Source organism: Rahnella sp. BIGb0236 (assembly GCF_004364755.1).
GTDB lineage: Bacteria > Pseudomonadota > Gammaproteobacteria > Enterobacterales > Enterobacteriaceae > Rahnella > Rahnella victoriana.
Window position 1 is genome coordinate 125,259 of sequence record NZ_SOAO01000011.1, and the last position, 23,713, is coordinate 148,971.

At 53.0% G+C, this 23,713-nt stretch carries 19 protein-coding genes; 10 read left to right on the forward strand and 9 right to left on the reverse strand.

Annotated elements, in window-relative coordinates; genetic code table 11:
- Positions 1-32: 32 nt before the first annotated feature.
- Positions 33-479, forward strand: coding sequence for a helix-turn-helix domain-containing protein (locus EDF78_RS19630; RefSeq protein WP_095922370.1), 447 nt, complete (start codon positions 33-35; stop codon positions 477-479).
- Between the two features lie 103 nt (positions 480-582).
- Here EDF78_RS19630 and EDF78_RS19635 read toward each other — a convergent pair whose 3' ends face one another.
- The 5 genes from EDF78_RS19635 to EDF78_RS19655 are packed head-to-tail and all read right to left on the reverse strand — an operon-like array spanning position 583 to position 7,617.
- A complete protein-coding gene (locus EDF78_RS19635; protein WP_133823729.1) occupies positions 583-2,610 on the reverse strand; it encodes a CocE/NonD family hydrolase in 2,028 nt (675 codons plus the stop codon).
- Positions 2,607-4,250, reverse strand: coding sequence for an ABC transporter ATP-binding protein (locus EDF78_RS19640; protein ID WP_095922368.1), 1,644 nt, complete (start codon positions 4,248-4,250; stop codon positions 2,607-2,609). The genes EDF78_RS19635 and EDF78_RS19640 overlap by 4 nt, the downstream gene beginning before the upstream one ends.
- Positions 4,247-5,074 carry an ABC transporter permease gene (locus tag EDF78_RS19645; protein WP_095922367.1) on the reverse strand — a complete coding sequence of 276 codons (828 nt, stop codon included), beginning with the start codon at positions 5,072-5,074 and terminating at the stop codon, positions 4,247-4,249. Before EDF78_RS19645 ends, EDF78_RS19640 begins: the two co-directional genes overlap by 4 nt.
- A gap of 12 nt (positions 5,075-5,086) precedes the next feature.
- The gene (locus EDF78_RS19650) at positions 5,087-6,034 is read right to left on the reverse strand and encodes an ABC transporter permease (RefSeq protein WP_119822365.1); all 948 of its coding nucleotides are present in this window, start codon (positions 6,032-6,034) and stop codon (positions 5,087-5,089) included.
- Positions 6,034-7,617 (reverse strand): ABC transporter substrate-binding protein, encoded by a 1,584-nt coding sequence (locus tag EDF78_RS19655; RefSeq protein WP_131693122.1) that lies wholly within the window; start codon positions 7,615-7,617, stop codon positions 6,034-6,036. Before EDF78_RS19655 ends, EDF78_RS19650 begins: the two co-directional genes overlap by 1 nt.
- Positions 7,618-7,835: 218 nt before the next feature.
- On the opposite strand from EDF78_RS19655, the gene EDF78_RS19660 reads away from it, so the two are divergent.
- Positions 7,836-8,111, forward strand: a complete 276-nt coding sequence (locus EDF78_RS19660; RefSeq protein ID WP_095922364.1) for a cyclic nucleotide-binding protein — start codon at positions 7,836-7,838, stop codon at positions 8,109-8,111.
- A 56-nt stretch (positions 8,112-8,167) separates the two neighbouring features.
- Here EDF78_RS19660 and EDF78_RS19665 read toward each other — a convergent pair whose 3' ends face one another.
- A complete protein-coding gene (locus EDF78_RS19665) occupies positions 8,168-9,058 on the reverse strand; it encodes a LysR substrate-binding domain-containing protein (protein ID WP_095922363.1) in 891 nt (296 codons plus the stop codon).
- 24 nt (positions 9,059-9,082) lie between these two features.
- Complete coding sequence (locus EDF78_RS19670) at positions 9,083-10,501, reverse strand: PLP-dependent aminotransferase family protein (RefSeq protein ID WP_095922362.1); 1,419 nt, start codon at positions 10,499-10,501, stop codon at positions 9,083-9,085.
- Positions 10,502-10,669: 168 nt separating this feature from the next.
- On the opposite strand from EDF78_RS19670, the gene EDF78_RS19675 reads away from it, so the two are divergent.
- Entirely contained in the window at positions 10,670-10,942 is a 273-nt protein-coding gene (locus EDF78_RS19675; RefSeq protein ID WP_133823730.1) for a DUF1127 domain-containing protein, read from the forward strand.
- 119 nt (positions 10,943-11,061) lie between these two features.
- On the opposite strand, the gene metG is transcribed toward EDF78_RS19675, so the two are convergent.
- The gene (gene metG, locus EDF78_RS19680) at positions 11,062-13,134 is read right to left on the reverse strand and encodes a methionine--tRNA ligase (protein ID WP_267890982.1); all 2,073 of its coding nucleotides are present in this window, start codon (positions 13,132-13,134) and stop codon (positions 11,062-11,064) included.
- A 110-nt stretch (positions 13,135-13,244) separates the two neighbouring features.
- Here metG and apbC point away from each other — a divergent pair, with 110 nt between their 5' ends.
- The 4 genes from apbC (at position 13,245) to asmA (ending at position 17,666) form a co-directional block, all read left to right on the forward strand.
- Entirely contained in the window at positions 13,245-14,357 is a 1,113-nt protein-coding gene (apbC, locus tag EDF78_RS19685; protein WP_095922359.1) for an iron-sulfur cluster carrier protein ApbC, read from the forward strand.
- 147 nt (positions 14,358-14,504) lie between these two features.
- Positions 14,505-15,146 carry a uridine kinase gene (gene udk, locus EDF78_RS19690; RefSeq protein WP_013575064.1) on the forward strand — a complete coding sequence of 214 codons (642 nt, stop codon included), beginning with the start codon at positions 14,505-14,507 and terminating at the stop codon, positions 15,144-15,146.
- Between the two features lie 37 nt (positions 15,147-15,183).
- Positions 15,184-15,765: a dCTP deaminase gene (dcd, locus tag EDF78_RS19695; RefSeq protein ID WP_095922358.1), complete on the forward strand. Its 582-nt coding sequence runs from the start codon at positions 15,184-15,186 to the stop codon at positions 15,763-15,765.
- 44 nt (positions 15,766-15,809) lie between these two features.
- Positions 15,810-17,666 carry an outer membrane assembly protein AsmA gene (asmA, locus tag EDF78_RS19700; protein WP_133823731.1) on the forward strand — a complete coding sequence of 619 codons (1,857 nt, stop codon included), beginning with the start codon at positions 15,810-15,812 and terminating at the stop codon, positions 17,664-17,666.
- A gap of 75 nt (positions 17,667-17,741) precedes the next feature.
- Here asmA and EDF78_RS19705 read toward each other — a convergent pair whose 3' ends face one another.
- The gene (locus tag EDF78_RS19705) at positions 17,742-19,331 is read right to left on the reverse strand and encodes a TerC family protein (protein WP_133823732.1); all 1,590 of its coding nucleotides are present in this window, start codon (positions 19,329-19,331) and stop codon (positions 17,742-17,744) included.
- Positions 19,332-19,795: 464 nt separating this feature from the next.
- On the opposite strand from EDF78_RS19705, the gene galU reads away from it, so the two are divergent.
- The 3 genes from galU (at position 19,796) to rfbB (ending at position 23,712) form a co-directional block, all read left to right on the forward strand.
- Positions 19,796-20,683 carry a UTP--glucose-1-phosphate uridylyltransferase GalU gene (gene galU, locus EDF78_RS19710; protein WP_133823733.1) on the forward strand — a complete coding sequence of 296 codons (888 nt, stop codon included), beginning with the start codon at positions 19,796-19,798 and terminating at the stop codon, positions 20,681-20,683.
- 890 nt (positions 20,684-21,573) lie between these two features.
- A complete protein-coding gene (gene wecA / locus EDF78_RS19715; protein WP_133823734.1) occupies positions 21,574-22,599 on the forward strand; it encodes a UDP-N-acetylglucosamine--undecaprenyl-phosphate N-acetylglucosaminephosphotransferase in 1,026 nt (341 codons plus the stop codon).
- 39 nt (positions 22,600-22,638) lie between these two features.
- The gene (gene rfbB / locus EDF78_RS19720) at positions 22,639-23,712 is read left to right on the forward strand and encodes a dTDP-glucose 4,6-dehydratase (RefSeq protein ID WP_133823735.1); all 1,074 of its coding nucleotides are present in this window, start codon (positions 22,639-22,641) and stop codon (positions 23,710-23,712) included.
- Position 23,713: the final 1 nt, after the last annotated feature.

Here is a 23,713-nt window from a genome sequence, read left to right on the forward strand (position 1 = left end):
GATTCTTTCCGACCCTATGAGCAGGAAGTGCCATGAAACGAACCCGTCTGGAAAACACGCCGTGTCCGGCTGGCCGTGCGCTGGATTTAATTGGTGACTGGTGGACGCTGCTGATCGTACGCGACGCCATGCGTGGCATCTCGCGTTTCAGCGAGTTCCAGCGCAGTCTGGGCGCGGCAAAAAACATTCTCAGCACCCGTCTGAAAGCACTGGTGGCGGAAGGCATTTTGAAAATTGAACCGGCAGCCGATGGCTCGGCGTATCAGGATTATGTGCTGACTGAAAAAGGGCTGGCGCTGCAACCGGTGCTGGTCGCGCTGGGGCAGTGGGGAAGTGAATACCTGTTTGAGGAAGGCGAAGCCTGTACGCAACTGGTGGACAGTGAAAACCGCCAGCCGCTGCGCAAACTGGAAATCCGTGCGCAGGACGGGCGGGTACTGGAAAGCCAGGATATTACGGCGATTTTTCCTGAGATTTAAAATTTGAACGCGATCGGCTCCCGCGCCTGCGCAGGGGAGGAGCTAAAAGCGAAACCTGCAATGGCTCGATCGGCTCCCACCCCTGCGAAGGGCAGGAGCACGATTACCGCGCAATCCTCTCGTGCCAGTATTTGGTGAACTCTTCCTCGCCGTTGAGGCTCACCACCATATCGCCGCTGACGATAAAGTGCGTCAGGTCGCTGCGCAGTTCGAGGGTGATTTCCGCTTCCATCCACCAGCCTTCACGTCCCATTTTCATGGTCTGCGTCAGCAGATAACGGGCGGATAGCGGATCGCTGTTACTCACCGTCAGTTCGCGGCGCAGACCGTGATCGACGGTGGTATCGATATCATCAAAGCGGTAAACCCCTTCACCAAAGACGCCGCCCACGCCGTGCGTGACGCTGGTCCAGCTGTCGGTGAGGAAATCATAAGTGATGTTGCGGTCAACGCGTCCCGGCGACAGCACGGTTTGCGGCGTCAGCGGCGCGCTTTGCGGTTCTTTGATCGGGCCTTCAATCGCCACCGGCTGCTCGCACACCGGCAGGCTGAGTTGCGCACTGTGCAAATCTAACGTCAGGATCGCCGCTTCTGCCATCGGCCAGATCATCGGCCAGAAGGTGGTCGCCAGCGAGAGTCGCATCCGGTGGCCGGTGGCAAAGCGGTGCGCAATGCCGTCCAGTTGTACCGGTACTTTAACTTTCTGACCGGGGATCAGCGGCACAGATTTGTCGTGACCGTGCAGATGGGAAAGATTCAGCCAGCCGTGGGTGACGCGGTTTACTGCGCCGTCCGGCGAAACGTCTGAAAGCCGGACGTACAGCATCGCCGCCGGTTTATCGCTGCTCAGTTCGACGGTGAATTCCGGGAAACCGAAAATGGTCAGCGGTTCGGCCAGCGGTTCGCCGTCGAAGATTTCCGCCATGCCGTCATCGACACGCTGATCCGGCGGCATTTCGCCGGGCACACCGGCGCCCATCCATTCTCCGGCCATCAGGCCGTGATTCTGCGGCGAACAGATATTGAGCACGCCTGCGTCAACGTCCGGCTGGGTATTCAGCTGGCCGCGTGTCAGCCAGCGCGGGCTGTGATTAATGTTGCTGGCGGTGCCGCGATCAAATCCGACCCATTCGCCACGACTGGCCGGACGCATCGCCGAGGGCGGCTGACTGTCCTGCAACCAGGTCTGGATCATCGGGCCTTCCATCGCGCCGTTGTCTTCGCCTTTCAGCCAGTGATCCCACCAGCGGACGGCTTCCTGTAAGAAACCTATCGCCGGTTCCGGCGTGCCGTCCTGCGGATAAATATGCGCCCACGGGCCGAGAATGGCGCGGCGCGGGACTTTCAGGTTGTCCATCAGGCGGAACACGGCGTTGCTGTAGGCATCCGCCCAGCCGCCGATCGCCATCACCGGACACTGGATTGCTGACCAGTCTTCGCACACCGAACCGTGCTGCCAGTATGCATCGCGCAACGGATGTTCCATCCACAGCGCCGGGAAGAATGGCATGTTTTCCAGACGGTTCAGCCAGTCCTGATACCAGCTTTCGCCGACCAGTGCGGGGTCGGCAGGGCGGCTCTGGTACGCCAGCATAATGCCGCCCCACCAGAGATTGTCGTTGAGCAGGCAGCCGCCTTTGTAATGAATATCGTCGCGGTAACGGTCATCCGTTGAACACACCGTGATGATGGCTTTCAGCGCGGCGGGGCGGCGGGCGGCCACCTGCAGGCCGTTAAAGCCGCCCCAGGATTTCCCCATCATGCCGACGTTGCCGCTGCACCAGCGTTGTTCGGTGATCCACTGAATAACTTCCAGCGCGTCGTCCTGTTCCTGCAACAGGTATTCATCGGCCAGCAGACCGTCGGACTCGCCGCTGCCGCGCATATCCACACGTACGACTGCATAGCCGTTTCCGGCGATAAAGCCGTGCATCGGTTCATCGCGGGTGCGGGTGCCGTCGCGTTTACGGTAGGGAATGTATTCAAGAATGGCCGGAACCGGCTGGCGTTCAGCGTCATCCGGCAGCCAGAGACGGGCGGCGAGACGCGTGCCGTCGCTCAGCGGGATCCACAGATGTTCAGTCACGGTGACGGCGTGAGGGAATTCGGTCACGATACGTTTGGTGCTCATAAGACTCCTGTCGAAGAAATGGCTGCCGCCGGAAGCGCCGTGCCGCGCAGGGCGAGAACTTCGTCCAGCCAGCTGGTGCGCATTTCCGGTACGGAGGTCAGCAGTTTTTCGGTATAGCTGTGCATTGGCGCGCTGAAAACCACGTCGGTATCGCCGCTGGCGACCACCTGCCCCTGATACATCACCGCGACCTGATGAGCGATACGTTTAACCGTACCGAGATCGTGTGTGATGAACAAATAGGACAGACCGAGCTGTTCCTGCAAACGACGCAGCAGATTCAGCACTTCCTCCGCCACCAGCGGATCGAGCGCCGAGGTGGCTTCATCGCAGATAATTAGTTCCGGCTGCGCGGCCAGCGCGCGGGCAATACAGACGCGTTGTTTCTGTCCGCCGGACAGTTCGCCGGGGCGACGGTCGATCAGTTTGACCGGCAGTTCGGTCAGGCGCAGTAACTCTTCCACGCGTTCGCGCACCTGCTTTTTGTTCATCCCGAAGTAGAAGGTCAGCGGGCGGCCGATGATGTCCAGCAGGGTCTGGCGCGGATTGAGCGCCACATCGGGAAGCTGATAAATCATCTGCATACGGCGCAGCGTTTCTTTATTGCGCTGGTGGAAATTGTGCGAAAGCGACATGCCGTCGAAATCCACCGTACCTGCGGTGTCGGGCAGCAATCCGACCAGCGCCCGCGCCAGCGTACTTTTCCCGCTGCCGGATTCGCCGATAATCGCCAGCGTTTTGCCGCGCGGCAGTTGCAGGCTGACATCGTGCACCACCCGTTTACCATTGTAGCCGGTGCTCAGTTTACGCATCGTCAGCAACGGCTGACCGGCAGTGTCATGGTCGTCTGCCAGCGGCTTCAGCCCCTGTTCGCGCTCCGCCACCAGACGCCGTGTGTAATCCTGCTGTGGATTTTCCAGAATGGTTTGTGTGTCGCCGGTTTCCACTTCTTTGCCGTGGCGCAGGACCATAATGCGGTCGGCAAGCTGCGCAACAACCGCCAGATCATGCGTGATGTACAGCGCCGCCGTGTTGAATTCGCGCACCAGTTTGCGCAGCATCACCAGCACTTCAATCTGCGTGGTGACGTCCAGCGCCGTGGTCGGCTCATCCATGATCAGTAAATCAGGTTTACAGGACATCGCCATTGCAGCCATCGCACGCTGAAGCTGTCCGCCGGAAAGCTGATGCGGATAGCGTTTGCCGATGTTTTCCGGATCCGGCAAATCCAGCGAGCGGAACAGTGAAATCGCCCACTGACGGCTTTCTTCTTTGTTCATCAGCCCGTGGCGGATGGGACCTTCGCAGACCTGTTTTTCAATGGTCAGCGCCGGATTAAACGAAGCGGCCGCGCTTTGTGCCACATAGGCCACACGCCTGCCGCGCCATTCACGCTTGATGCGTGAGGGCTGCGAAACGATATCGGTGCCATCGAGGAAGACTTCACCACCGGCAATCCGGCAGCCCTGCCGCGCATAGCCTAACGCGGCCAGCCCGATAGTGGATTTGCCTGCGCCGGATTCCCCGATCAGGCCGAGCACTTCGCCCGCGGCCAGCGTCAGGGAAATATCCTGTACCAGCGGCGAACCGTCGAGAGTTTCGATGCGCAACCCGCGCATTTCTAAAATCGTGCGTGTCATGCTTCATCTCCATGCGGCAGGCTGTTGCGTGCCAGCAGCCAGTCGACCACCAGATTGACGCCGATCGTCAGCAGGGCAATGGCCGCCGCCGGATACAACGGCGCGAACTGACCAAAGTTAATCGCCTGCGCGTTGTCGCGCACCATGCTGCCCCAGTCGGCATACGGCGGCTGAATACCCAGCCCTAAGAAACTTAAGCCCGCGATAAACAGGAAGGTAAAGCAGAAGCGCATACCAAACTCTGCCAGCAGCGGCGGCAGGGCGTTGGGCAGAATTTCTTTCATCAGCACCCAGCGCAAGCCTTCACCCCGCAGACGGGCCGCTTCCACGTATTCCTGACAGACGATTGCCTGCGCCACCAGGCGCGCCAGACGAAACACGCGGGTGGCATCGAGCAGGGCGATGGTCAGCACCAGCACCGGAATCGAGGTGCCCATCACGGACAATACGATCAGCGCGAAAATCAGCACCGGAATCGACATCACGGTATCGACGATGCGCGACAGCACCACATCAACCCATTTGCCATAAATCGCCGCCGTGAAGCCGGTGACAATGCCGATGATGAAGGAGCTGAAGGTGATGGTCAGCGCAATGGCAATGGTGGTGCGGGCACCGAACAGAATGCGGGACAGCATGTCGCGCCCGAGACTGTCAGTGCCAAAGGGCGTGGCGGCGGAAGGCAGCAGCCAGATGTCGCCGACCTGCTCGGTTTCGCTGTGCGGCGCCAGCCAGGGCGCAAAAATAGCCGCCAGCAGGTTCACCGCAATAATCACAATACCAATCCAGGCCGACAGCGGGATGTTAATGAAATATCGGTTCATGTGTTCCCCCTTTTAGCGCGCATGGCGCAGACGTGGATTGCACCAGATCGCCAGTAAATCGGCGGTGGTGTTGAGGAAAATATAAGTGCCGCCAAACAGCAGACCGCAGGCCTGAACCACCGGCAGGTCGCGTTTGGTCACGGCATCTACCATGTATTGCCCGATGCCCGGATAGACAAACACCACTTCCACCAGGATCACGCCGACCACCAGATACGCGAGGTTAAACGCCACCACGTTGATGATCGGCGCAAGGGCGTTCGGCAGGGCGTGAGAAACCACAATGCGCCAGCGCGGAATACCTTTGAGCACCGCGCTTTCGATATACGGGCTGGCCATGACCGCCGTCACCGAAGCCCGCGTCATGCGCAGCATATGCGCCAGCACCACCAGCGTCAGGGTAAGCATCGGCAGGGTGCAGACGTAAAGACGGTCAATGAACGACGAGCTGCTGTCGACCATCGCCAGACTCGGAAACCAGGTCAGACGGATGGCGAAGGCGATCACCAGAATGTAGCCGACGAAAAACTCCGGCACCGAAATGCTGATAAGCGTCAGGGTATTGGCCAGCCGGTCAAAGACGGAACCGCGCCAGATAGCCGACGCGATACCCAGACCGACCGCCAGCGGAATGGCGATGACTGCCGCGTATCCGGCGAGGAACAAGGTGTTTGCCAGACGGGGCAGCAGTTCGTCGCTGATGGCGCGACCGTTCGCCAGTGAATGCCCCAGATCGCCGTGCATAATGCCCGCCAGCCAGTGCAGGTAACGCAACACAGAGGGTTCATCCAGCCCGAGTTGCAGGCGCAATGCGGCCACGGTTTCAGGCGTGGCGCTCTGGCCTAAAATGGCGGTGGCGACGTCACCGGGCAGCATTTCCGTGCCGATAAAAATCAGCACGGAAACCAGCCACAGCGTGATGATGCCCAACAGGACCCGCTGTAAAATCCGTTTTTTCATCATGCCTCCAGCCAGACGCGCTCGGCCAGACGACCACCCATAAAGTTGAACATCGGATGCGGTTTGATACCGCCGACTTTTTTGCTGGCCGCATCCAGATAATCGCCAAACAGCGGGATCATCGCGCCGCCGTTATCGCGCACGATACTTTGCAGTTCGCCATAGATTTCTGCGCGTTTGCCTTCATCAAGCAGGGAACGGGCCTGTAACAGCAGGGCGTCAAACTTCTCATCTTTCCAGTGCGTATCGTTCCATTTGGCGGTGGACTGGTAGGCGGTGGAGAACATCTGGTCCGCCGTCGGGCGTCCGCCCCAGTAACCCATGCTGAACGGCGCTTTCATCCACACATCATCCCAGTAACTGTCGGCGGGCTGGCGCTTGATGTTGACCTGAATACCGCCTTTCTGCGCCTGTCCCTGGAACAGGGCAGCGGCGTCGAGCGCACCGGCAAAGGCGGCGTCAGAGGAAGACAGCTCGATTTTGAGATCCGTCAGACCGGCTTTTTTCAGGTAGAATTTTGATTTATCCGGATCGTAAACGCGTTGTTCCAGACTGTGATTGAAGAAGCGGTCAGTTTTCGGGATCGGATGGTCATTGCCCAGCGAGCCGTAGCCGCGCAGCACGGTATCGAGGATTTTCTGGCGGTCGATGCCGTGTTTGATCGCCATGCGCACGTCGTTGTTGTTGTACGGCGCGACGCTGCAATCCATCAGGAAGGTGAAATGCTGGCCGCCGGAAGAACGCACAATGTTCAGCGCCGGGCTGCGTTTAAGGAAATCGACAGTTTTGAAATCGACGCGGTTAATTGCATGAACCTGACCGGAAATCAGGGCGTTGGTACGCGCGGTCGGGTCGTTGATAACCAGCACTTCTACCGCATCGACAAACGCGCGATCCGGCTTCCAGTAGTTCGGGTTGCGTTTGAACAGGGAGCGTACACCCGGCTCATACTGATCAAAGATAAACCCGCCGGTACCAATCGGGTGCGACCAGTCGGTGAAGCCGTCCGGCACCACCACCAGATGGTAATCCGCCAGCAGATACGGCAGGTCGGCGTTGCCGCTGTCGAGGGTGATCAGGATCTGGTTGTCGCCCTGTTTGGTCAGGCCGGTAATCGGTGCCAGCTGGGTTTTGATGGCGCTTTTCGATTTGTCGCCGCGATGCAGGTTGATGGAGTAGAGGATGTCCTCGGCATTGAGTTTCTTGCCGTTATGGAAGGTCACGCCATCGCGAACGGTAAACACCCATTCGGCGGCACCCGGTTTGGCTTCCCAGGCGGAGAACAATTCCGGCGTGGCTTTGTTATTTTCATCAATTTCAATCAGGCCGTTCATCAGCATATACGCCTGATTTAAGGGCACCCAGTCGCTGAATAATGTCGGGTCCAGCGTATCACTGGTATTTCCGCCTGACATACCCAGTTTTAATACGCCGCCTTTTTTCGGTCCGGCCGCGAACGCAGAGAACGGTGAAAAGCCCATGGCACTGGTAATACCCACAGCGGAAGCGCTGGTAATAAAGCCGCGACGGCTAAGTTGTGCATCCTGCATTAATTTCGTCAAAGGGGAATTATTATCTTTCATTAATTTTCTCCATAGTACGTGCTGGAATTTTATAGGTGCAGGCGAAATACCCCGGGTGTTTCTAAATGGCGCAATGGATTGCCTTGATGATTTATATCAAAACCCCCTGTTGAACTTGCATGAGAATTTATCATGAGGGTATGCGAAAAAGACGCGGCAGAACACCCTGAAAAGCTTTATTTTTCCAGCTAATCACTATGAGGAAAGGAAAGGGACCCGTGGAACTGCATACGGTTGTCGGCTTAATTGGCGTGTTTTGCTATCTTCTGGCTTATGCGCTGGTTCAGATGCGCAGGCTAGCGGTTGATGCTAACAGTTACGCCTATCTTAATATAATCGGCGGTGTGTTTGGGCTGTATTCGTTAAGCCATGATTTTAACCTTGCATCCTGTATTTCACAGTCATGCTGGCTGTTGTTTACATTAATTGGTATGAATTCTGCGAGAAAACGAAGATATCTGGAAAGGAATAAAATCCCGCCTGCAGATATATAATTAACATATAAGATTATTATTATTTTACGCCTCCCCGGCAAAGGGGGAGGCGTTTATTATGGCTGTTTCAGCCAGTTAATCACTTTGTGCACCACCGGTTTCAGGAATCTGTCCTGCGGGGTCAGCATGTAGCATTTTCCGGCGGCGGCCAGTTTGCCGGGGTGTGCGGCGACTAACTGGCCGTTGTTAATATAATCCTGTACCAGTCCTTCCCAGCCCAGCAGAATTCCATCCCCCAGTACCGCCGACTGCACCAGAAACGGGTAGTTATTGGCACGCCAGGTTCTGCGCGGCGTCACGAAACTGACATCCTGTGAGGCAAACCAGTCGCGCCAGCCGGTCCATTCCCGCTGCGGGTCGTCCTGGATCAGCAACGTCTGTTCGAGCAGATCAGCCGCAGACGCGTCCGGCGGAAGCCGGGTAAGAAATTCCGGCGAACACATCGGATAACACACTTCATCAAACAGGGCCTGAACGTGATAGCCGGACGGTGGCTCGCGGAGATAGAAAATAGCCAGATCAAATTCTGATGACTTGAGGTCTGAAAAACTGTCAGAAATCTTCATGCGGATTTGCAGGTCAGGCAGTAACTGGCGCAAAGAGGAGAGGCGGGACGAAAGCCACAGCCCGCTCATGGCGCTGGTGCAGGCCAGCGTAACCTGCGGCAGGCCATTCCAGCCCATGACTTCCGCAGTGGATTGCGAAATATCGCCCAGCAGTTTACGTACCTGTTGCGCATAGGTTTCACCGCGCGGTGTCAGCGTGGTTTTACGCTGGGCGCGCTGGAAAAGCTTACAGCCGAGCATGTCTTCCAGCTGGATAATCTGGCGGCTGATGGCGCTCTGAGTCAGATTCAGCTCATCGGCAGCCCGCGAAAAACTGCAATAACGCGCCACGCATTCAAAAGCCACCAGTGTGTTCAGTGGCGGTAACGGTTCTATCTGCACGGTAAAAGTCTCTCCGGATGGCGTTTAGCAGTTTTCCAGCATTTGTGAAATCGTCATGCCCACCTGCTGGACAGCACGTTCAGTTTTGGCCGTCAGCGTCTGGGCATAGTTGATGCGCAGACAGTTGCGGTATTTGCCAGAGGCAGAGAATATCGAACCGATGGCAATTTGCACGAAATGTTCTTCCAGCAACCGGTTCAGGCGCTGTGTATCTACGCGTTCATCGAGTTCAATCCACAGCAAAAATCCGCCCTGAGGACGGCTGACCCGCGAGCCGCAGGGGAAATATTTCATCACCCAGTCGGTCATGGTGCACAGATTTCGCTGATACTGATTACGCATCCGCCGCATATGTTGCAGGTAATGCCCCTGTTTGATGAAGTCCGCGATAGCGATTTGCGGCAGGGTGGCCGACGCGCCGGTGGTGATGTATTTCATGTGCAGGGCGCGGTCATGATAGCGACCCGGTGCAATCCAGCCGACGCGCAGACCGGGCGCCAGCGTTTTGGAAAACGAGCTGCACAGCAGCACGCGGCCATCTTCATCAAACGAGGTAATGGTGGCCGGGCGCGGATACTGATAGGCCAGTTCGCCATACACATCGTCTTCGATAATCGCGATATCGTAGCGTTGCGCCAGTCGCAGCAGGCTTTTCTTGCGGTCATCCGGCATGTTGTAACCGAGCGGATTATTGCAGTTGGGCGTCAGCTGTATGGCTTTGACCGGCCACTGCTCCAGCGCCATCTCCAGCGCTTCCAGACTGATGCCGGTCACCGGGTCGGTGGGGATTTCCAGCGCCTTCATGCCGAAGCCTTTCAGGGTCTGCATCGCGCCGTGAAAACTGGGGGAATCCACTGCCACAATATCGCCATGCTCGCAGACCGAACGGATGGCGATAGACAGCGCCTCATGGCAACCGGTGGTGATCAGAATATTGCTGGCATCCATATGGCTGCCGCTGTCGATCATCAGGCGGGCAATCTGTTCGCGCAGATCTTCTGAACCGTAAATGCTGTCGTAATGAAACGCGCTGAGGTTTTGATGCTGCCCGGCACGCCCCATCAGGCGGCTGAGCGGCCTGAGCGTGGCAGCAGTCACGTCCGGCGAGCCGCGTCCCAGCTGAATGACGCCGGGACGATGCGGGGAAGTGATCAGTTCCAGCACCTGATCCCACTGGGAAATATCCACCGGACGCTGCGTCGGACGGCAAACCGCCGGAAGGGCCGCCTGAATACGGGAATCTTTCACGAAGTAACCCGATTTCGGCCGGGCTTCCACCAGCTGTTTTTCTTCCAGCACCCGGTACGCCTGCTGAACAGTGCTGACGCTGACGCCGTGTTCACTGCTTAACACTCGCACTGAAGGCAGACGGATCCCCGCCGGATACAGCCCCTGTTCAATACGATCACTCAGGACATTTGCCAGATTTTCGTAACGATTCATTATCTTTTCCTCAACGCCTGTGCAAAGAAAGCAGTACAGATGGACACAATCTAACGCTGAATCTGTCATCAGATCCAGATCTGTATGGTCGAAATACAAAAAAACTGAATCTGTAATGTTTTTGCCCGTTGTTAGATCCTGATGTCAGGTCGTCAACGGGAGCAGAATATGAAAAATATCATTGAAGAACGGCAGTTTGCCGGATGTGAGACACGGGTTTGTGCAGAAATTGCGGTGCATGAGCGGGCAGTACAGATGCCGCAGAAAAAGGCCGGATGGTTGAAACAGTTTTTTGCCGCAGTACATGGCTGTAATGAGCGGCGCGTCAGTCGCAAGATTTTGCATGCGCTGAGTGCAGATCAGCTGAAGGATATCGGGCTGGCGAAATCGGATATCGACAGGGAGTATCCGCGCAGCGTGTGGCCGAACTGGCCGAAGTGATTATGCTCCCACCCCTGCGAAGGGGAGGGCCTAAGCTGAAGTTTTCTCCAACCCTTAATTTAGTCTGTAAAACCCCCTCCCAACCTCCCCCTTCGCAGGGGGAGGAGCAGTCATGAGTTTTATTTAACCTGCATACCTGGCTGTGCGCCGGAATCCGGGCTGAGCAGGAAGATGTCTTTTCCGCCCGGGCCTGCTGCCATTACCATCCCTTCAGAAATACCGAAACGCATTTTACGCGGGGCGAGGTTGGCGACCATGATGGTCAGACGGCCTTCCAGTGCTTTCGGATCAGGATAGGCTGAGCGGATACCGGAGAAGATCTGACGGGTTTCGCCACCCAGATCCAGTTGCAGACGCAGCAGTTTGTCCGAACCTTCCACGAAATCAGCGCTCTTGATCAGCGCGATACGCATATCCACTTTGGCGAAATCATCAAAAGTGATGGTTTCCTGAATCGGATCATCTGCCAGCGGACCGGTTGCCGGTGCGTTGGCGGCAGCGATATCTTCTTTCGAGGCATCAACCATCGCGGTCACTTTATCCATTTCAATACGGTTAAACAGCGCCTTGAACGGATTCACCTGATGCGAGAGCAGCGGTTGCGCAATCGCGTCCCAGTCCAGCGTGCAGTTGAGGAACGCCTCGGTGCGCTCTGACAGGGAAGGCAGAACCGGTTTCAGATAGGTCATCAGTACGCGGAACAGGTTGATGCCCATTGAGCAAATCGCTTGCAGGTCGGCGTCGCGGCCTTCCTGTTTTGCGACCACCCACGGGGCCTGCTCATCGACATAACGGTTAGCCAGATCTGCCAGCGCCATGATTTCACGGATTGCACGGCCTGATTCACGGCTGTCGTACGCCTGAGCGATGCTTTCAGCGGCATCGGTGAAGGTTTTGTACAGCGCTTCGTCAGCCAGTTTGTCAGCCAGTTTGCCGTCAAAACGTTTGGCGATGAAACCGGCGTTACGTGACGCCAGGTTAACCACTTTATTCACGATGTCTGCGTTAACGCGCTGCACGAAATCTTCCAGATTCAGGTCGATATCGTCGATGCGTGAAGACAGTTTCGCCGTGTAGTAATAACGCAGGCAGTCCGCATCCAGGTGATTCAGATAGGTGCTGGCCTTGATGAAGGTGCCGCGTGATTTTGACATCTTCGCGCCGTTAACCGTGACATAACCGTGCACGAACAGGTTGGTTGGCTTGCGGAAACCGCTGCCTTCCAGCATCGCCGGCCAGAACAGGCTGTGGAAATAAACGATGTCTTTACCGATAAAGTGATACAGCTCGGTGGTGGAATCTTTTTTCCAGAACTCGTCGAAGTTCAGGTCACTGCGGCGGTCGCACAGGTTTTTGAATGACCCCATGTAGCCGATCGGCGCATCCAGCCAGACGTAGAAGTATTTGCCCGGCGCATCCGGAATTTCAAAACCGAAATACGGCGCATCGCGGGAGATATCCCACTGTTGCAGACCGGATTCAAACCATTCCTGCATTTTATTCGCCACCTGCTCCTGCAGCGCGCCGGAACGTGTCCACGCCTGCAACATGGCGCTGAATTCTGGCAGATCGAAGAAGTAGTGCTCGGAATCACGCAGTACCGGCGTCGCGCCGGAAACCACTGATTTCGGCTCGATCAGTTCGGTCGGGCTGTAGGTCGCGCCACACACTTCACAGTTATCGCCATACTGATCAGGCGATTTACATTTCGGGCAGGTGCCTTTGACGAAACGATCCGGCAGGAACATGCCTTTTTCCGGATCGTACAACTGGGAAATGGTGCGGTTCTTGATGAAGCCGTTTTCTTTCAGACGACCGTAAATAAGCTCAGACAGCTCACGGTTTTCGTCGCTGTGCGTGGAGTGATAATTGTCGTAGCTGATGCCGAAGCCGGCGAAATCTTTCTGATGCTCCTGGCTCATTTCGGCAATCATCTCTTCCGGCTTAATCCCGAGTTGCTGCGCTTTCAGCATGATCGGCGTGCCGTGTGCATCGTCCGCACAGATGAAATGCACTTCATTGCCGCGCATTCGCTGGTAACGAACCCAGACGTCAGCCTGGATGTGCTCGAGCATGTGACCGAGATGGATGGATCCGTTGGCGTACGGAAGTGCACAGGTTACCAAAATTTTTTTCGCGACTTGAGCCATAGTAAGAGCTTGCTTTCTGTAGTTGAAATCAGGGGTATTGATGTTAACCGAAACCGCCGCCCCGCGTAAACAAACGGGGGGATCTCCTTACGCGTGTTCTGTTATGCTTAAAGGCAGATACATAGTCTGATAACACCTTTCAAGGAGCCGGGATGACATCTCAATCCCCACAGCAGACCACCCCCGCAGGGCTGCGCGCACTCGTGACCGGCGTACTGGCCACCTTCCGCCATTCCACATTGCAAAAAGACCTGTCCGCGATGAAAGCGTTGCATCAGTGCGTGCTGATGGACGACGTATTGCACATCGATCTGACGTTGCCGTTCGTGTGGAACAGCGGATTTGACGCATTAAAAGAAGAAACCAGCAATGAACTGTTGCGGGTTACCGGTGCTTCGGCGATTCAGTGGAACCTGCGTCACGATGTCGCCACGATGAAGCGGGCCAACGATCAGCCCGGCATCAAAGGTGTCCGTAATATTCTGGCGGTCAGTTCAGGCAAAGGTGGCGTGGGTAAATCCACCACCGCGGTGAATCTGGCGCTGGCGCTGGCGGCAGAGGGCGGCAAAGTCGGTATTCTGGATGCCGATATCTATGGCCCGTCAGTGCCCAATATGCTGGGCACCGAAGACGAACGCCCGACCTCGCCGGACGGGGTGCATATGTCACCGATTATGGCGCACGGACTGGCGACCAACTCGATTGGTTATCTGGTCACTGATGAAAACGCCATGGTGTGGCGCGGGCCGATGGCCAGCAAAGCCCTGATGCAGATGCTTTCCGACACGCTGTGGCCGGATCTGGATTATCTGGTGATCGACCTGCCACCGGGTACCGGTGATATTCAGCTGACGCTTTCGCAAAACATTCCGGTGACCGGTGCCGTTGTTGTGACCACACCGCAGGACATCGCGCTGCTGGATGCGATGAAAGGCATTGTGATGTTTGAGAAAGTGCATGTGCCGGTTCTGGGCATTGTCGAGAACATGAGCATGCATGTGTGCAGCAACTGCGGGCATCATGAGCCGATTTTCGGCACCGGCGGTGCGCAACGTCTGGCGGAGAAATACCGCTGCGAATTACTGGCGCAATTGCCGCTGCATATTTCATTGCGTGAAGATCTGGATCGCGGTGAACCGACGGTAGTGTCGAATCCGGAAAGTGAATTCACCACGATTTACCGCGAACTGGCGGCAAAAGTGGCGTCACAATTGTTCTGGAAAGGCGACGCCATCCCGACAGAAATTGCATTCCGGGCCGTTTAATCTCCCAACTCCGCGATTTATTGCCTGATGTCAGCGATTACACAGCCTTAACGCTGGCATCGGGCAGTGTCTTGTACTTATAATTGGCGCGTTCAAAGCACATGCCTTGTGCTTGCCTTCCAACTTCCAAATCAGGTCTTTAATTTTATGTCTGACAAATTCCATCAGTGTGTCATCGTGGGTATCGCTGGCGCATCTGCTTCGGGAAAAAGCCTTATCGCCAGTACGTTATACCGTGAACTTCGTGATCAGGTGGGTGATGAGCATATCGGGGTGATCCCGGAAGATTGCTACTATAAAGACCAAAGTCACATGACCATGGAAGAGCGGGTCAAAACCAACTACGACCATCCAAGTGCGATGGATCATAATTTACTGTTCCAGCATTTGCAGGCCATGAAGTCGGGTCAGGCGATTGAATTGCCGAGCTACAGCTTCATTGAGCACACGCGTCTGCCTGAGACAGTGACGTTAAAACCGAAGAAAGTGATTATTCTGGAAGGGATCCTGCTCCTGACCGACGCGCGCTTGCGTGATGAAATGAATTTCTCCATCTTCGTTGATACCCCGCTGGATATCTGTCTGATGCGCCGCATGAAGCGTGACGTTAACGAACGTGGTCGTTCGATGGACTCCGTAATGGCGCAGTATCAGAAAACGGTACGTCCAATGTTCCTGCAATTTATCGAGCCTTCAAAACAATACGCAGACATCATTGTGCCGCGCGGCGGCAAAAACCGGATTGCGATTGATATCCTCAAGGCGAAAATCAGCCAGTTCTTCAATTAATCGCGGAACAATCCGTAAAAACCATACCGGAGAAACGATGAGACTTTGCGACCGAGATATAGAAGCCTGGCTCGACAGCGGCAAATTAGGCATTTCACCCCGTCCGCCGGTTGAACGAATTAACGGCGCAACGGTAGATGTGCGTCTGGGTAACGGATTTCGCGTTTTTCTGGGGCATAACGCGGGTTATATCGACCTGAGTGGCCCGAAAGATGAAGTCAGCGCCGCGCTCGATAAAGTGATGAGCGATGAGATTGTCTTGCCGGAAGGCGAAGCTTTCTTCCTGCATCCGGGCGAACTGGCGCTGGCGGTCACCTATGAGTCTGTCACCCTTCCTGACGATCTGGTCGGCTGGCTGGACGGACGTTCATCCCTGGCACGTCTCGGACTGATGGTGCACGTGACTGCACACCGTATTGATCCGGGCTGGCAGGGGCGTATTGTCCTGGAGTTCTATAATTCAGGTAAGCTTCCGCTGGCGTTGCGCCCGGGAATGTTGATTGGTGCACTGAGTTTTGAACCGTTATCTGGTTCAGCGGCGCGCCCGTACAACAGCCGTCAGGACGCGAAATACCGCGACCAGCAAAGCGCAATTGCCAGTCGTATTGATAAAGACTGATTCTGTTTTTTATCCGTTCATTGGGATAAAAACGTGAGGAAGGCATGAGAAGACTACTGACAACACTGGTGATTTTACTGGTGGTTATCATTGCCGGCATGACTTCGCTGGTGTTCCTGATCAACCCCAATGATTTTCGCCAGTACATGGTGGAACGCGTTGAGGTCAAAAGTGGCTATCATTTAGCCATTAACGGATCCCTGCGCTGGCATGTCTGGCCGCAGCTCAGCATCATTGCGGGACAAACCTCCCTGACCGCACCGGGTGCTAAAGAACCGGTTGTCAGTGCTGAAAACATGCGGCTGGATGTCAAACTCTGGCCTCTTCTGTCTCATCAACTTGCGGTGAAAGAAGTTCTGTTCAAAAACGCGGTGATCCGTTTAACGCCCGATACTGAAGAGAATCAGCCGGATGCGCCGGTCGCGCCTTCCACACCGACGCCGATTGCCCCAGTGGCCACCGGCATCGACGCCGGATGGAAATTTGATATCGATAAGATCACGGTCGCCGACAGTCTGCTTATCTGGCAGCGCGGCGATGATGAGCAAATCAATGTGCGTGATATCAATCTGGAAATGGAAAAAGACGACAGCCGTCAGGCGACGATCCAGCTTTCCACCCGCATCAACCGTAACCAACGTGATCTTGCCTTTACGATGAAGGCGGATCTGGATATGCAACATTATCCGCAGGCTGTCTCTGCCAATATCAGTCAGTTCAGCTATCAGCTCAGCGGTGCCGATATTCCGGTCAAAGGCATTCAGGGCAAGGGCGCTATGCAGGCCCGTTACGAGCGTGATAATGATTCCCTGACCCTGGAGCAGCTGGCATTAACGGCGAATGACAATCAGATTTCAGGCACCGCGTCTGCCATGCTGGGCGGCGATACTGCGGACTATCAGCTGAATTTAAATGCCGATAAACTCGACCTTGATGCGCTTTCCGGCTGGCAGCCACCGGCTGCGGAACAACCGGCAGATCAGACCGCTCAGTCGATGACATCAGCCCCTGTTATTGCGCGCGATGTGGACGAGCAGCCTAACGGCCTCAGCAGCCTGCAAGCTTTCAATGCGCGTCTGGCGTTGAAAGTCGCGGATCTGACCTATCGCGGAATGAAAATTCACGATCTGGCACTGAACGCAGATAACCGGCAAGGCAAGGTCTCTCTCGCGACGTTCAGCGGGACAATGGGCAACGGACATTTCTCCCTGCCGGGTGATATGGATGCCACCGGGAAAAATATCCGGGTTCATATGACCCCGGACGTCGATAAAATTGAACTGGGTAATCTGCTGACCGCGTATGGATTACCGCAGGCGCTGACCGGTAGCTTTTCCATGAAAGGTGAGGTGAACGGCGAAGGATTGTCAGCAGCCGATTTTGCCCGTCGCTGGCAGGGCAACGGCCAGTTGTCGATGGATAATGCACGCCTCAATGGTCTGAATATCCAGCAACTTATCCAGCAGGCGGTCTCGCGCAACAGCGATAAGGTTCAGGGGCTTGAACGTTATGAGCATTACAGCCAGATCGATACCCTGAAAGCGGAAGGGGAACTCGCCGGCGGCAAGCTGACGCTGAGTAATCTGGAAGGCCAGTCGCCGATGGTGTCGGCAAAAGGCGATGGCACGATTGATATGGCCGCGCAGAAAGTGGATATGAACCTGCTGATCCGCGTGACCGGCGGCTGGAAAGGCGACAGTAACCTGATCAATACGCTGAAAACCACCGACATCCCGCTGCGTGTTTACGGACCGTGGGCGCAAATGGGTTATCAGTTGCAGGTCGATCAGGTGCTGCGTAAAACACTTGAGCAAAGTGCCCGCAGCGCTATTCAGAACTGGATCGACAAGCGGAAAGACAGCAAAGAAAACGATGATGTGCAGAAATATCTGAATAAGTAATTGTTCTTAAACCAAAAAGATTAAACGGGGTGCCCGCAAAGGCATCCCGTTTTTTTATCGGCGAATCGTAACATCTCAGACTTCGTAATCGTCTTCTGATTCGGTTTTAGGCGGGGTGATTTTCACTTTCAATATACGGTGACTGCTCACTTCCAGCGGTTCAAACAGATAATGGTTAATTTCTATCTGTGCGCCAACCTGCGGGATGCTTTGGGTATATTCCATCAACAGACCGGCAAGGGTATGGTATTCCCGCTTTTCATCCACCGGCAGCGCGATATACATCACCAGATCTTCAAGAGGCATATAGCCGTTGGCAATCCAGCTGCCGTCGTCCTGTCGCTGGATATCGTGACGGGCGTCCGGCGTTTCATCCGATTCCGGCAGATTTCCGGCAATGGTTTCCATCACATCGGTCAGGGTAACAATCCCTTCGACAGAACCAAACTCATCCACCACAAAGGCAAAATGGGTTTTCGCCAGCCGGAATTGTTCGAGGGCCATCAGCAGCGAAAGTTGCTCAGGGAAGATCAGCGGCTGACGGATCAGTGCCTTCAAATCTAATTCATTCTGCAGAAGCTGTTGTCTTAGCAGATCAACAACATGCACCACGCCCAAAGGTTCGTCGGTCGAACTGTCCTCCGTCACCACCAGCCTGGTGTGCTGATTTTCGGCAATCTGGCGGGTCAGGACTTCGAGCGGATCATTAAGCTCCAGATTGTCGACGTCATGACGGGAAGTCATCACGCTGCTGACGGTCCGTTGTCCCAGCCCCAGTACGCGCTCAATCATATGGCGCTCTTGCTGGTTAAAAATTGCGTCTTCTTCGTTAGCGCTGTCTGCGATCAGGTTGGAAGAATGGGCATCCAGCTCGGCTTCTTCATGTTTACCGCGCAATACACGCAATACCGTTTCTGCCGTACGCTCACGCAAAGACCGGCGCGAGGATAAAAAACGTTTACGGTTAAACTGCGCCAGCTGGTTCAATCCCTCGATGATGACTGAGAAGCCGATAGCCGCGTACAGATAGCCTTTGGGGATCGCGTAGCCAAAACCTTCAGCGACCAGACTAAAGCCGATCATCAGCAGGAAGCTGAGACATAAAATGACTATGGTGGGATGTGCGTTCACAAAGCGCGTCAGCGGTTTACTCGCCAGCAGCATGAGCCCGATGGCAATACAGACGGCAGCCATCATGACGGCAAGATGCTCCACCATGCCGACAGCGGTGATCACGGAATCGAGTGAAAATACAGCATCCAGCACCACGATTTGCGCTACAACCGGCCAGAATTTAGCCCCACTTTGCTGGTGACTCTGCTCCTCATCCTTTCCTTCAAGCCGCTCGTTCAGCTCCATCGTGGCTTTGAAGAGCAGGAATATCCCTCCCGCGAGCATGATCATATCTCGTGCACTGAACGGATGACCGAGAAGGCTGAGAAGAGGGCGGGTCAGAGTTGATAACCAGGAAATGGACGCCAGCAGCAACAAACGCATCACCAGTGCCAGCAGAAGCCCGGTAACCCGTGCTTTATCACGCTGCTGGCGTGGGAGTTTTTCCGCCAGAATGGCGATAAAAATGAGATTGTCTATCCCAAGAACAATTTCGAGAACGACCAGGGTGGCCAGCCCGGCCCAAATCGACGGATCGGCGATCCATTCCATATTGCGTTTTTCACCTTTGGTTACACGGCGGTCGCCGCACGTTGAATAATGGGCGGGAGAGGGTGAAATTTCAAATTTAAATCAGCGTGGTAGTTAAAACAGTAAGGGCTTTGCGGGGATAACGGCGGGGAGGCGGGAAGGACGTCTGCAAGGTTGATTTGGAAAGCAGCAGGTTGTGATTATTAAATCGACGAACAGGTATAACATTCCTAAAAATAAGCCTTTAGCTTACCGTTTGGTGCAGCTTGCTGGTATCGTAACTCCATAGAGAAAATCGTGTTTGAGTCCTAAAGTCATGACTATGGCCTCCCTAAACCAGGTGACAGAGACTATACTCATGGAAGATTTATCGAATTGGGAATTTCAATCAGTTTAACAATTTCAGTTCAGTGAAATCCATGAAACGTGTGGATGCCAGCAGACTGAATTTACACATCAATAGGTTTCAAGGAGTATCCTTTACAATGTTAAAAGCTGTTATCCCTGTTGCCGGTCTGGGCACACGTATGTTGCCAGCGACGAAAGCCATTCCAAAAGAAATGTTGCCTATCGTCGATAAGCCTTTGATTCAGTACATCGTTAATGAATGTGCTGCCGCAGGCATCAAAGAAATCATCCTTGTGACTCACTCTTCTAAAAACGCAATTGAAAACCACTTCGATACCTCCTTCGAACTGGAAAGCATGCTAGAAACGCGCGTTAAACGTCAGTTGCTGGAAGAAGTGCAATCTATCTGTCCTAAAGGCGTAACGATCATGAACGTGCGTCAGGGTCAGTCTAAAGGCCTTGGCCATGCTGTCCTGTGTGCGAAACCTTTAATCGGTAACTCGCCGTTCGCGGTTATTCTGCCAGACGTTCTGATGGATGAAGCATCCAGTGACCTGCGCAAAGATAACCTTGCCGCCATGCTTCGTCGCTTCAAAGAAACAGGCAACAGCCAGGTTATGGTTGAAGAAGTGCCTGAGAAAGACGTGTCTAAATACGGTGTAGTTGATGTTAACGGTGCTGAGGTTGAACCTGGCGAAAGCGCACCAATGACAGCGATTGTTGAGAAGCCTGAGCTGAAAGATGCGCCTTCCAACCTCGCCGTAGTTGGCCGTTACGTTCTGTCTGAAGCTATCTGGCCTCTGCTGGCTATCACGCCTTACGGTGCAGGTAACGAAATTCAGCTGACAGATGCCATTGCTATGCTGATGAAAAAGCAAACCGTTGAAGCTTTCTCAATGACCGGTCGTTCACATGACTGTGGCGATAAACTGGGCTATATGAAAGCCTTTGTTGAGTATGGTATTCGTCATAACTCGCAGGGTGAAGCATTCAAAGCGTGGCTGAAAGAGTTTGCTGCAGAGTAAAGTTACTCTTGTGATAAAAGACCTCCATATGTAGGTTGCTTTAAGTTTGCCTCCGCCAGGAGGCAAACTATTTAGAAATCCCCCACTTAACTCTCATTTGGTAGAAATTCTTCGCAACACAGCTGTATTGATATCGTTGAACTCAATTAGTACAAACTCTAATCAATAGCGCTGTGAAAACAAACATTTGCTGACAAAAAATCACTAATTAGGCTGCGTTTCCTTACACATTGCGCTAGGCTATATGCTGCAAATTTCGATGGGTTTGAAGCGATTGGTGCAATCCTCACAGGAATGAAATTCGATATTGATAAAAGGCAGATGAATCAATTGTGGATAAGCAGAGATTTTTTGCAAAGCTCAAAAATTAATCTATAGTTTGATGGTGTTAATTATAGAGATTCTTACTAATTTACAGGTACATAGAAATTTCTTGCTCTTGACAGATGGTTTGAGAAAGATGAGCGCTAGGAAGAATGATTTTTAAGATAATTGAATCTTGTGATTGAAGGCGATTAGGTTAAGAATCAGTGCCACATGTGCAGACAGTCTATCTTCTAATGTAAAAATTTTTTGAGTACAAAATAGGAACGATGTTTAGTAATAAGTGTATTGGTAGCTTTTGAGCCAAGGGCGGTAGCGTGCTTACAGCGAAAGGCCCTGATGTGACGCTCCTCAGTTTAAAGTAACCTACTTGTGACCAGGCTAAGCTTAAAGCCCTTGAATGTTAATTATTTCTAATCACCATATCAAAGTTGCAATTAGAAAATATTAGAAACTGGATGGAGCCAGAAATTGTTAATAATAAACCTTATAAGTTAAGTGAATGATATTTCACGTTATAAACATAAACTTTTTGAAATATAATTCTCTAAAAACACGGTGCAGTTATGCAAGAATACTTAATAATATTTCTAAGCGCATTGGCCTCTTTGTTCATTGCTAGAAAAATAGCGCGGCGTGTTGGGCTTGTTGATAAACCTAACGCCAGAAAACATCACAGTGGGCATATACCTCTTGTGGGAGGGGTTTCGATATATGTGTCTATCTGGATTTTATTTTTCATGCAACCAGATTGGTTTCCAAATTTTAACTATTTCATTATCTCTGTAAGTCTGCTTTTATTTGTCGGAGTATTGGATGACCGGTTTGATCTACCTGTCATGCCAAGGATCGTTTTGCAATGCATTGTTGCCATTATTATGATGGTGGGTGGGCTACGGCTTATTACTCTCGGAGATATCTTCCTGGGTTATACGATTGGGCTCGGGATTTTCGGATATATCATTACCATTTTTGCCGTTATGAGCGCAATTAATGCTTTCAATATGGTAGATGGTATTGACGGGCTGCTCGGTGCTTTATCCTGCGTTAGCTTTGCTTCATTAGGAATCGTTTTTGGTCTTCATGGTAAAGAGCAGTTATCTCAGTGGTGCTTCTGTCTGACGATCGCCTGTACTCCCTACATTCTGTTGAATTTAGGTATTCCCTGGGGTAGGAAATTCAAAGTCTTTATGGGAGATGCAGGTAGCACATTAATTGGCTTTACAATCATATGGTTACTGATTCTTGCGACTCAAGGTAGTACCGCGATCATACACCCGGTTACAGCATTATGGCTAATTGCAGTACCTCTTATGGATATGGTGCGTGTTATGGTCTCCCGTGTGAGACGTGGAGATAGTCCCTTTAAGCCAGATCGCGAACATTTACATCACATATTGCTGAAATACGGTTTTAGCCACTTTAAAGCCCTAATGATTGTTTTGATTCTATCTGTGACACTTGCTGCTGTAGGGATAATTCTAAATCAATATAACGTCTCACAATTGGGCGTGCTAATATTGTTTATTTTCTGCTTCGTATTCTTTATGCGATACATTAACAGAATGTCTAATGAATGCGCAGTAAAATGATTATTGTGAAATAAACTTGTTTTAATAGAGACCGAAGAAATGAAAATTTTAGTTACTGGTGGCGCTGGTTTTATTGGCTCTGCTGTAATAAGGCACATTATTGAGAATACAACCGATAACGTCGTCAATATTGATAAACTGACCTATGCCGGGAATCTGGAATCCTTGCATACTGTGTCTTCCAGTGAACGTTATGCATTTGTACAGACGGATATTTGCGACATACATGCTCTAAACCAGATATTTGCAGAGCACCAGCCAGATGTTGTAATGCATCTTGCAGCTGAAAGTCATGTTGATCGTTCTATTACCGGGCCGGCCGAATTTATTGAAACTAATATCGTGGGTACCTACACTTTGCTGGAAGCGTCTCGCAGTTATTGGTCAGCACTAAGCGAAGAGAGAAAAAACCTTTTCCGATTCCATCATATTTCGACGGATGAGGTTTACGGAGATTTACCTCATCCTGATGAATGGGACAGTACTGAAGTTCTGCCGCTCTTCACTGAAAAAACAGCTTACTCTCCAAGCAGTCCATACTCTGCATCTAAAGCTTCGAGTGACCATCTTGTGCGTGCCTGGCAACGAACTTACGGTCTCCCTTGCCTGGTTACAAACTGTTCGAATAACTACGGCCCGTACCACTTCCCTGAGAAATTAATCCCTTTAGTCATCCTCAATGCGCTTGAGGGTAAAAATCTTCCTATTTATGGCAAGGGAGACCAGATCCGTGACTGGTTGTACGTTGAGGATCATGCAAGGGCGCTTTATAAGGTGATCACTGAAGGTCAAATCGGTGAGACGTATAATATCGGTGGACATAACGAGAAGAGAAATCTCGATGTGGTACTGACCATCTGCGACCTGCTCGATGAAATTTTGCCGAAAGAAGGCACATATCGAGACCAATTAACCTATGTTGCTGATCGTCCAGGGCATGACCGCCGCTATGCGATCGATGCACACAAGATTGGTGCCGAGCTAGGTTGGAAGCCAAAAGAAACGTTTGAAAGTGGTATTCGTAAGACTGTTGAATGGTATTTAGCAAATACTGAATGGTGCCGTCGTGTACAGGATGGCAGTTATCAGCGTGAACGCTTAGGATTAGAATAAA

Excerpts from the sequence above, each read along its gene's own strand:
- EDF78_RS19630 (WP_095922370.1), top strand. The coding sequence starts at position 33 with ATGAAACGAACCCGTCTGGAAAACACGCCGTGTCCGGCTGGCCGTGCG.
- EDF78_RS19635 (WP_133823729.1), bottom strand. The coding sequence starts at position 2,610 with ATGAGCACCAAACGTATCGTGACCGAATTCCCTCACGCCGTCACCGTG.
- EDF78_RS19640 (WP_095922368.1), bottom strand. The coding sequence starts at position 4,250 with ATGACACGCACGATTTTAGAAATGCGCGGGTTGCGCATCGAAACTCTC.
- EDF78_RS19645 (WP_095922367.1), bottom strand. The coding sequence starts at position 5,074 with ATGAACCGATATTTCATTAACATCCCGCTGTCGGCCTGGATTGGTATT.
- EDF78_RS19650 (WP_119822365.1), bottom strand. The coding sequence starts at position 6,034 with ATGAAAAAACGGATTTTACAGCGGGTCCTGTTGGGCATCATCACGCTG.
- EDF78_RS19655 (WP_131693122.1), bottom strand. The coding sequence starts at position 7,617 with ATGAAAGATAATAATTCCCCTTTGACGAAATTAATGCAGGATGCACAA.
- EDF78_RS19670 (WP_095922362.1), bottom strand. The coding sequence starts at position 10,501 with ATGAATCGTTACGAAAATCTGGCAAATGTCCTGAGTGATCGTATTGAA.
- EDF78_RS19675 (WP_133823730.1), top strand. The coding sequence starts at position 10,670 with ATGAAAAATATCATTGAAGAACGGCAGTTTGCCGGATGTGAGACACGG.
- apbC (WP_095922359.1), top strand. The coding sequence starts at position 13,245 with ATGACATCTCAATCCCCACAGCAGACCACCCCCGCAGGGCTGCGCGCA.
- udk (WP_013575064.1), top strand. The coding sequence starts at position 14,505 with ATGTCTGACAAATTCCATCAGTGTGTCATCGTGGGTATCGCTGGCGCA.
- dcd (WP_095922358.1), top strand. The coding sequence starts at position 15,184 with ATGAGACTTTGCGACCGAGATATAGAAGCCTGGCTCGACAGCGGCAAA.
- asmA (WP_133823731.1), top strand. The coding sequence starts at position 15,810 with ATGAGAAGACTACTGACAACACTGGTGATTTTACTGGTGGTTATCATT.
- EDF78_RS19705 (WP_133823732.1), bottom strand. The coding sequence starts at position 19,331 with ATGGAATGGATCGCCGATCCGTCGATTTGGGCCGGGCTGGCCACCCTG.
- galU (WP_133823733.1), top strand. The coding sequence starts at position 19,796 with ATGTTAAAAGCTGTTATCCCTGTTGCCGGTCTGGGCACACGTATGTTG.
- wecA (WP_133823734.1), top strand. The coding sequence starts at position 21,574 with ATGCAAGAATACTTAATAATATTTCTAAGCGCATTGGCCTCTTTGTTC.
- rfbB (WP_133823735.1), top strand. The coding sequence starts at position 22,639 with ATGAAAATTTTAGTTACTGGTGGCGCTGGTTTTATTGGCTCTGCTGTA.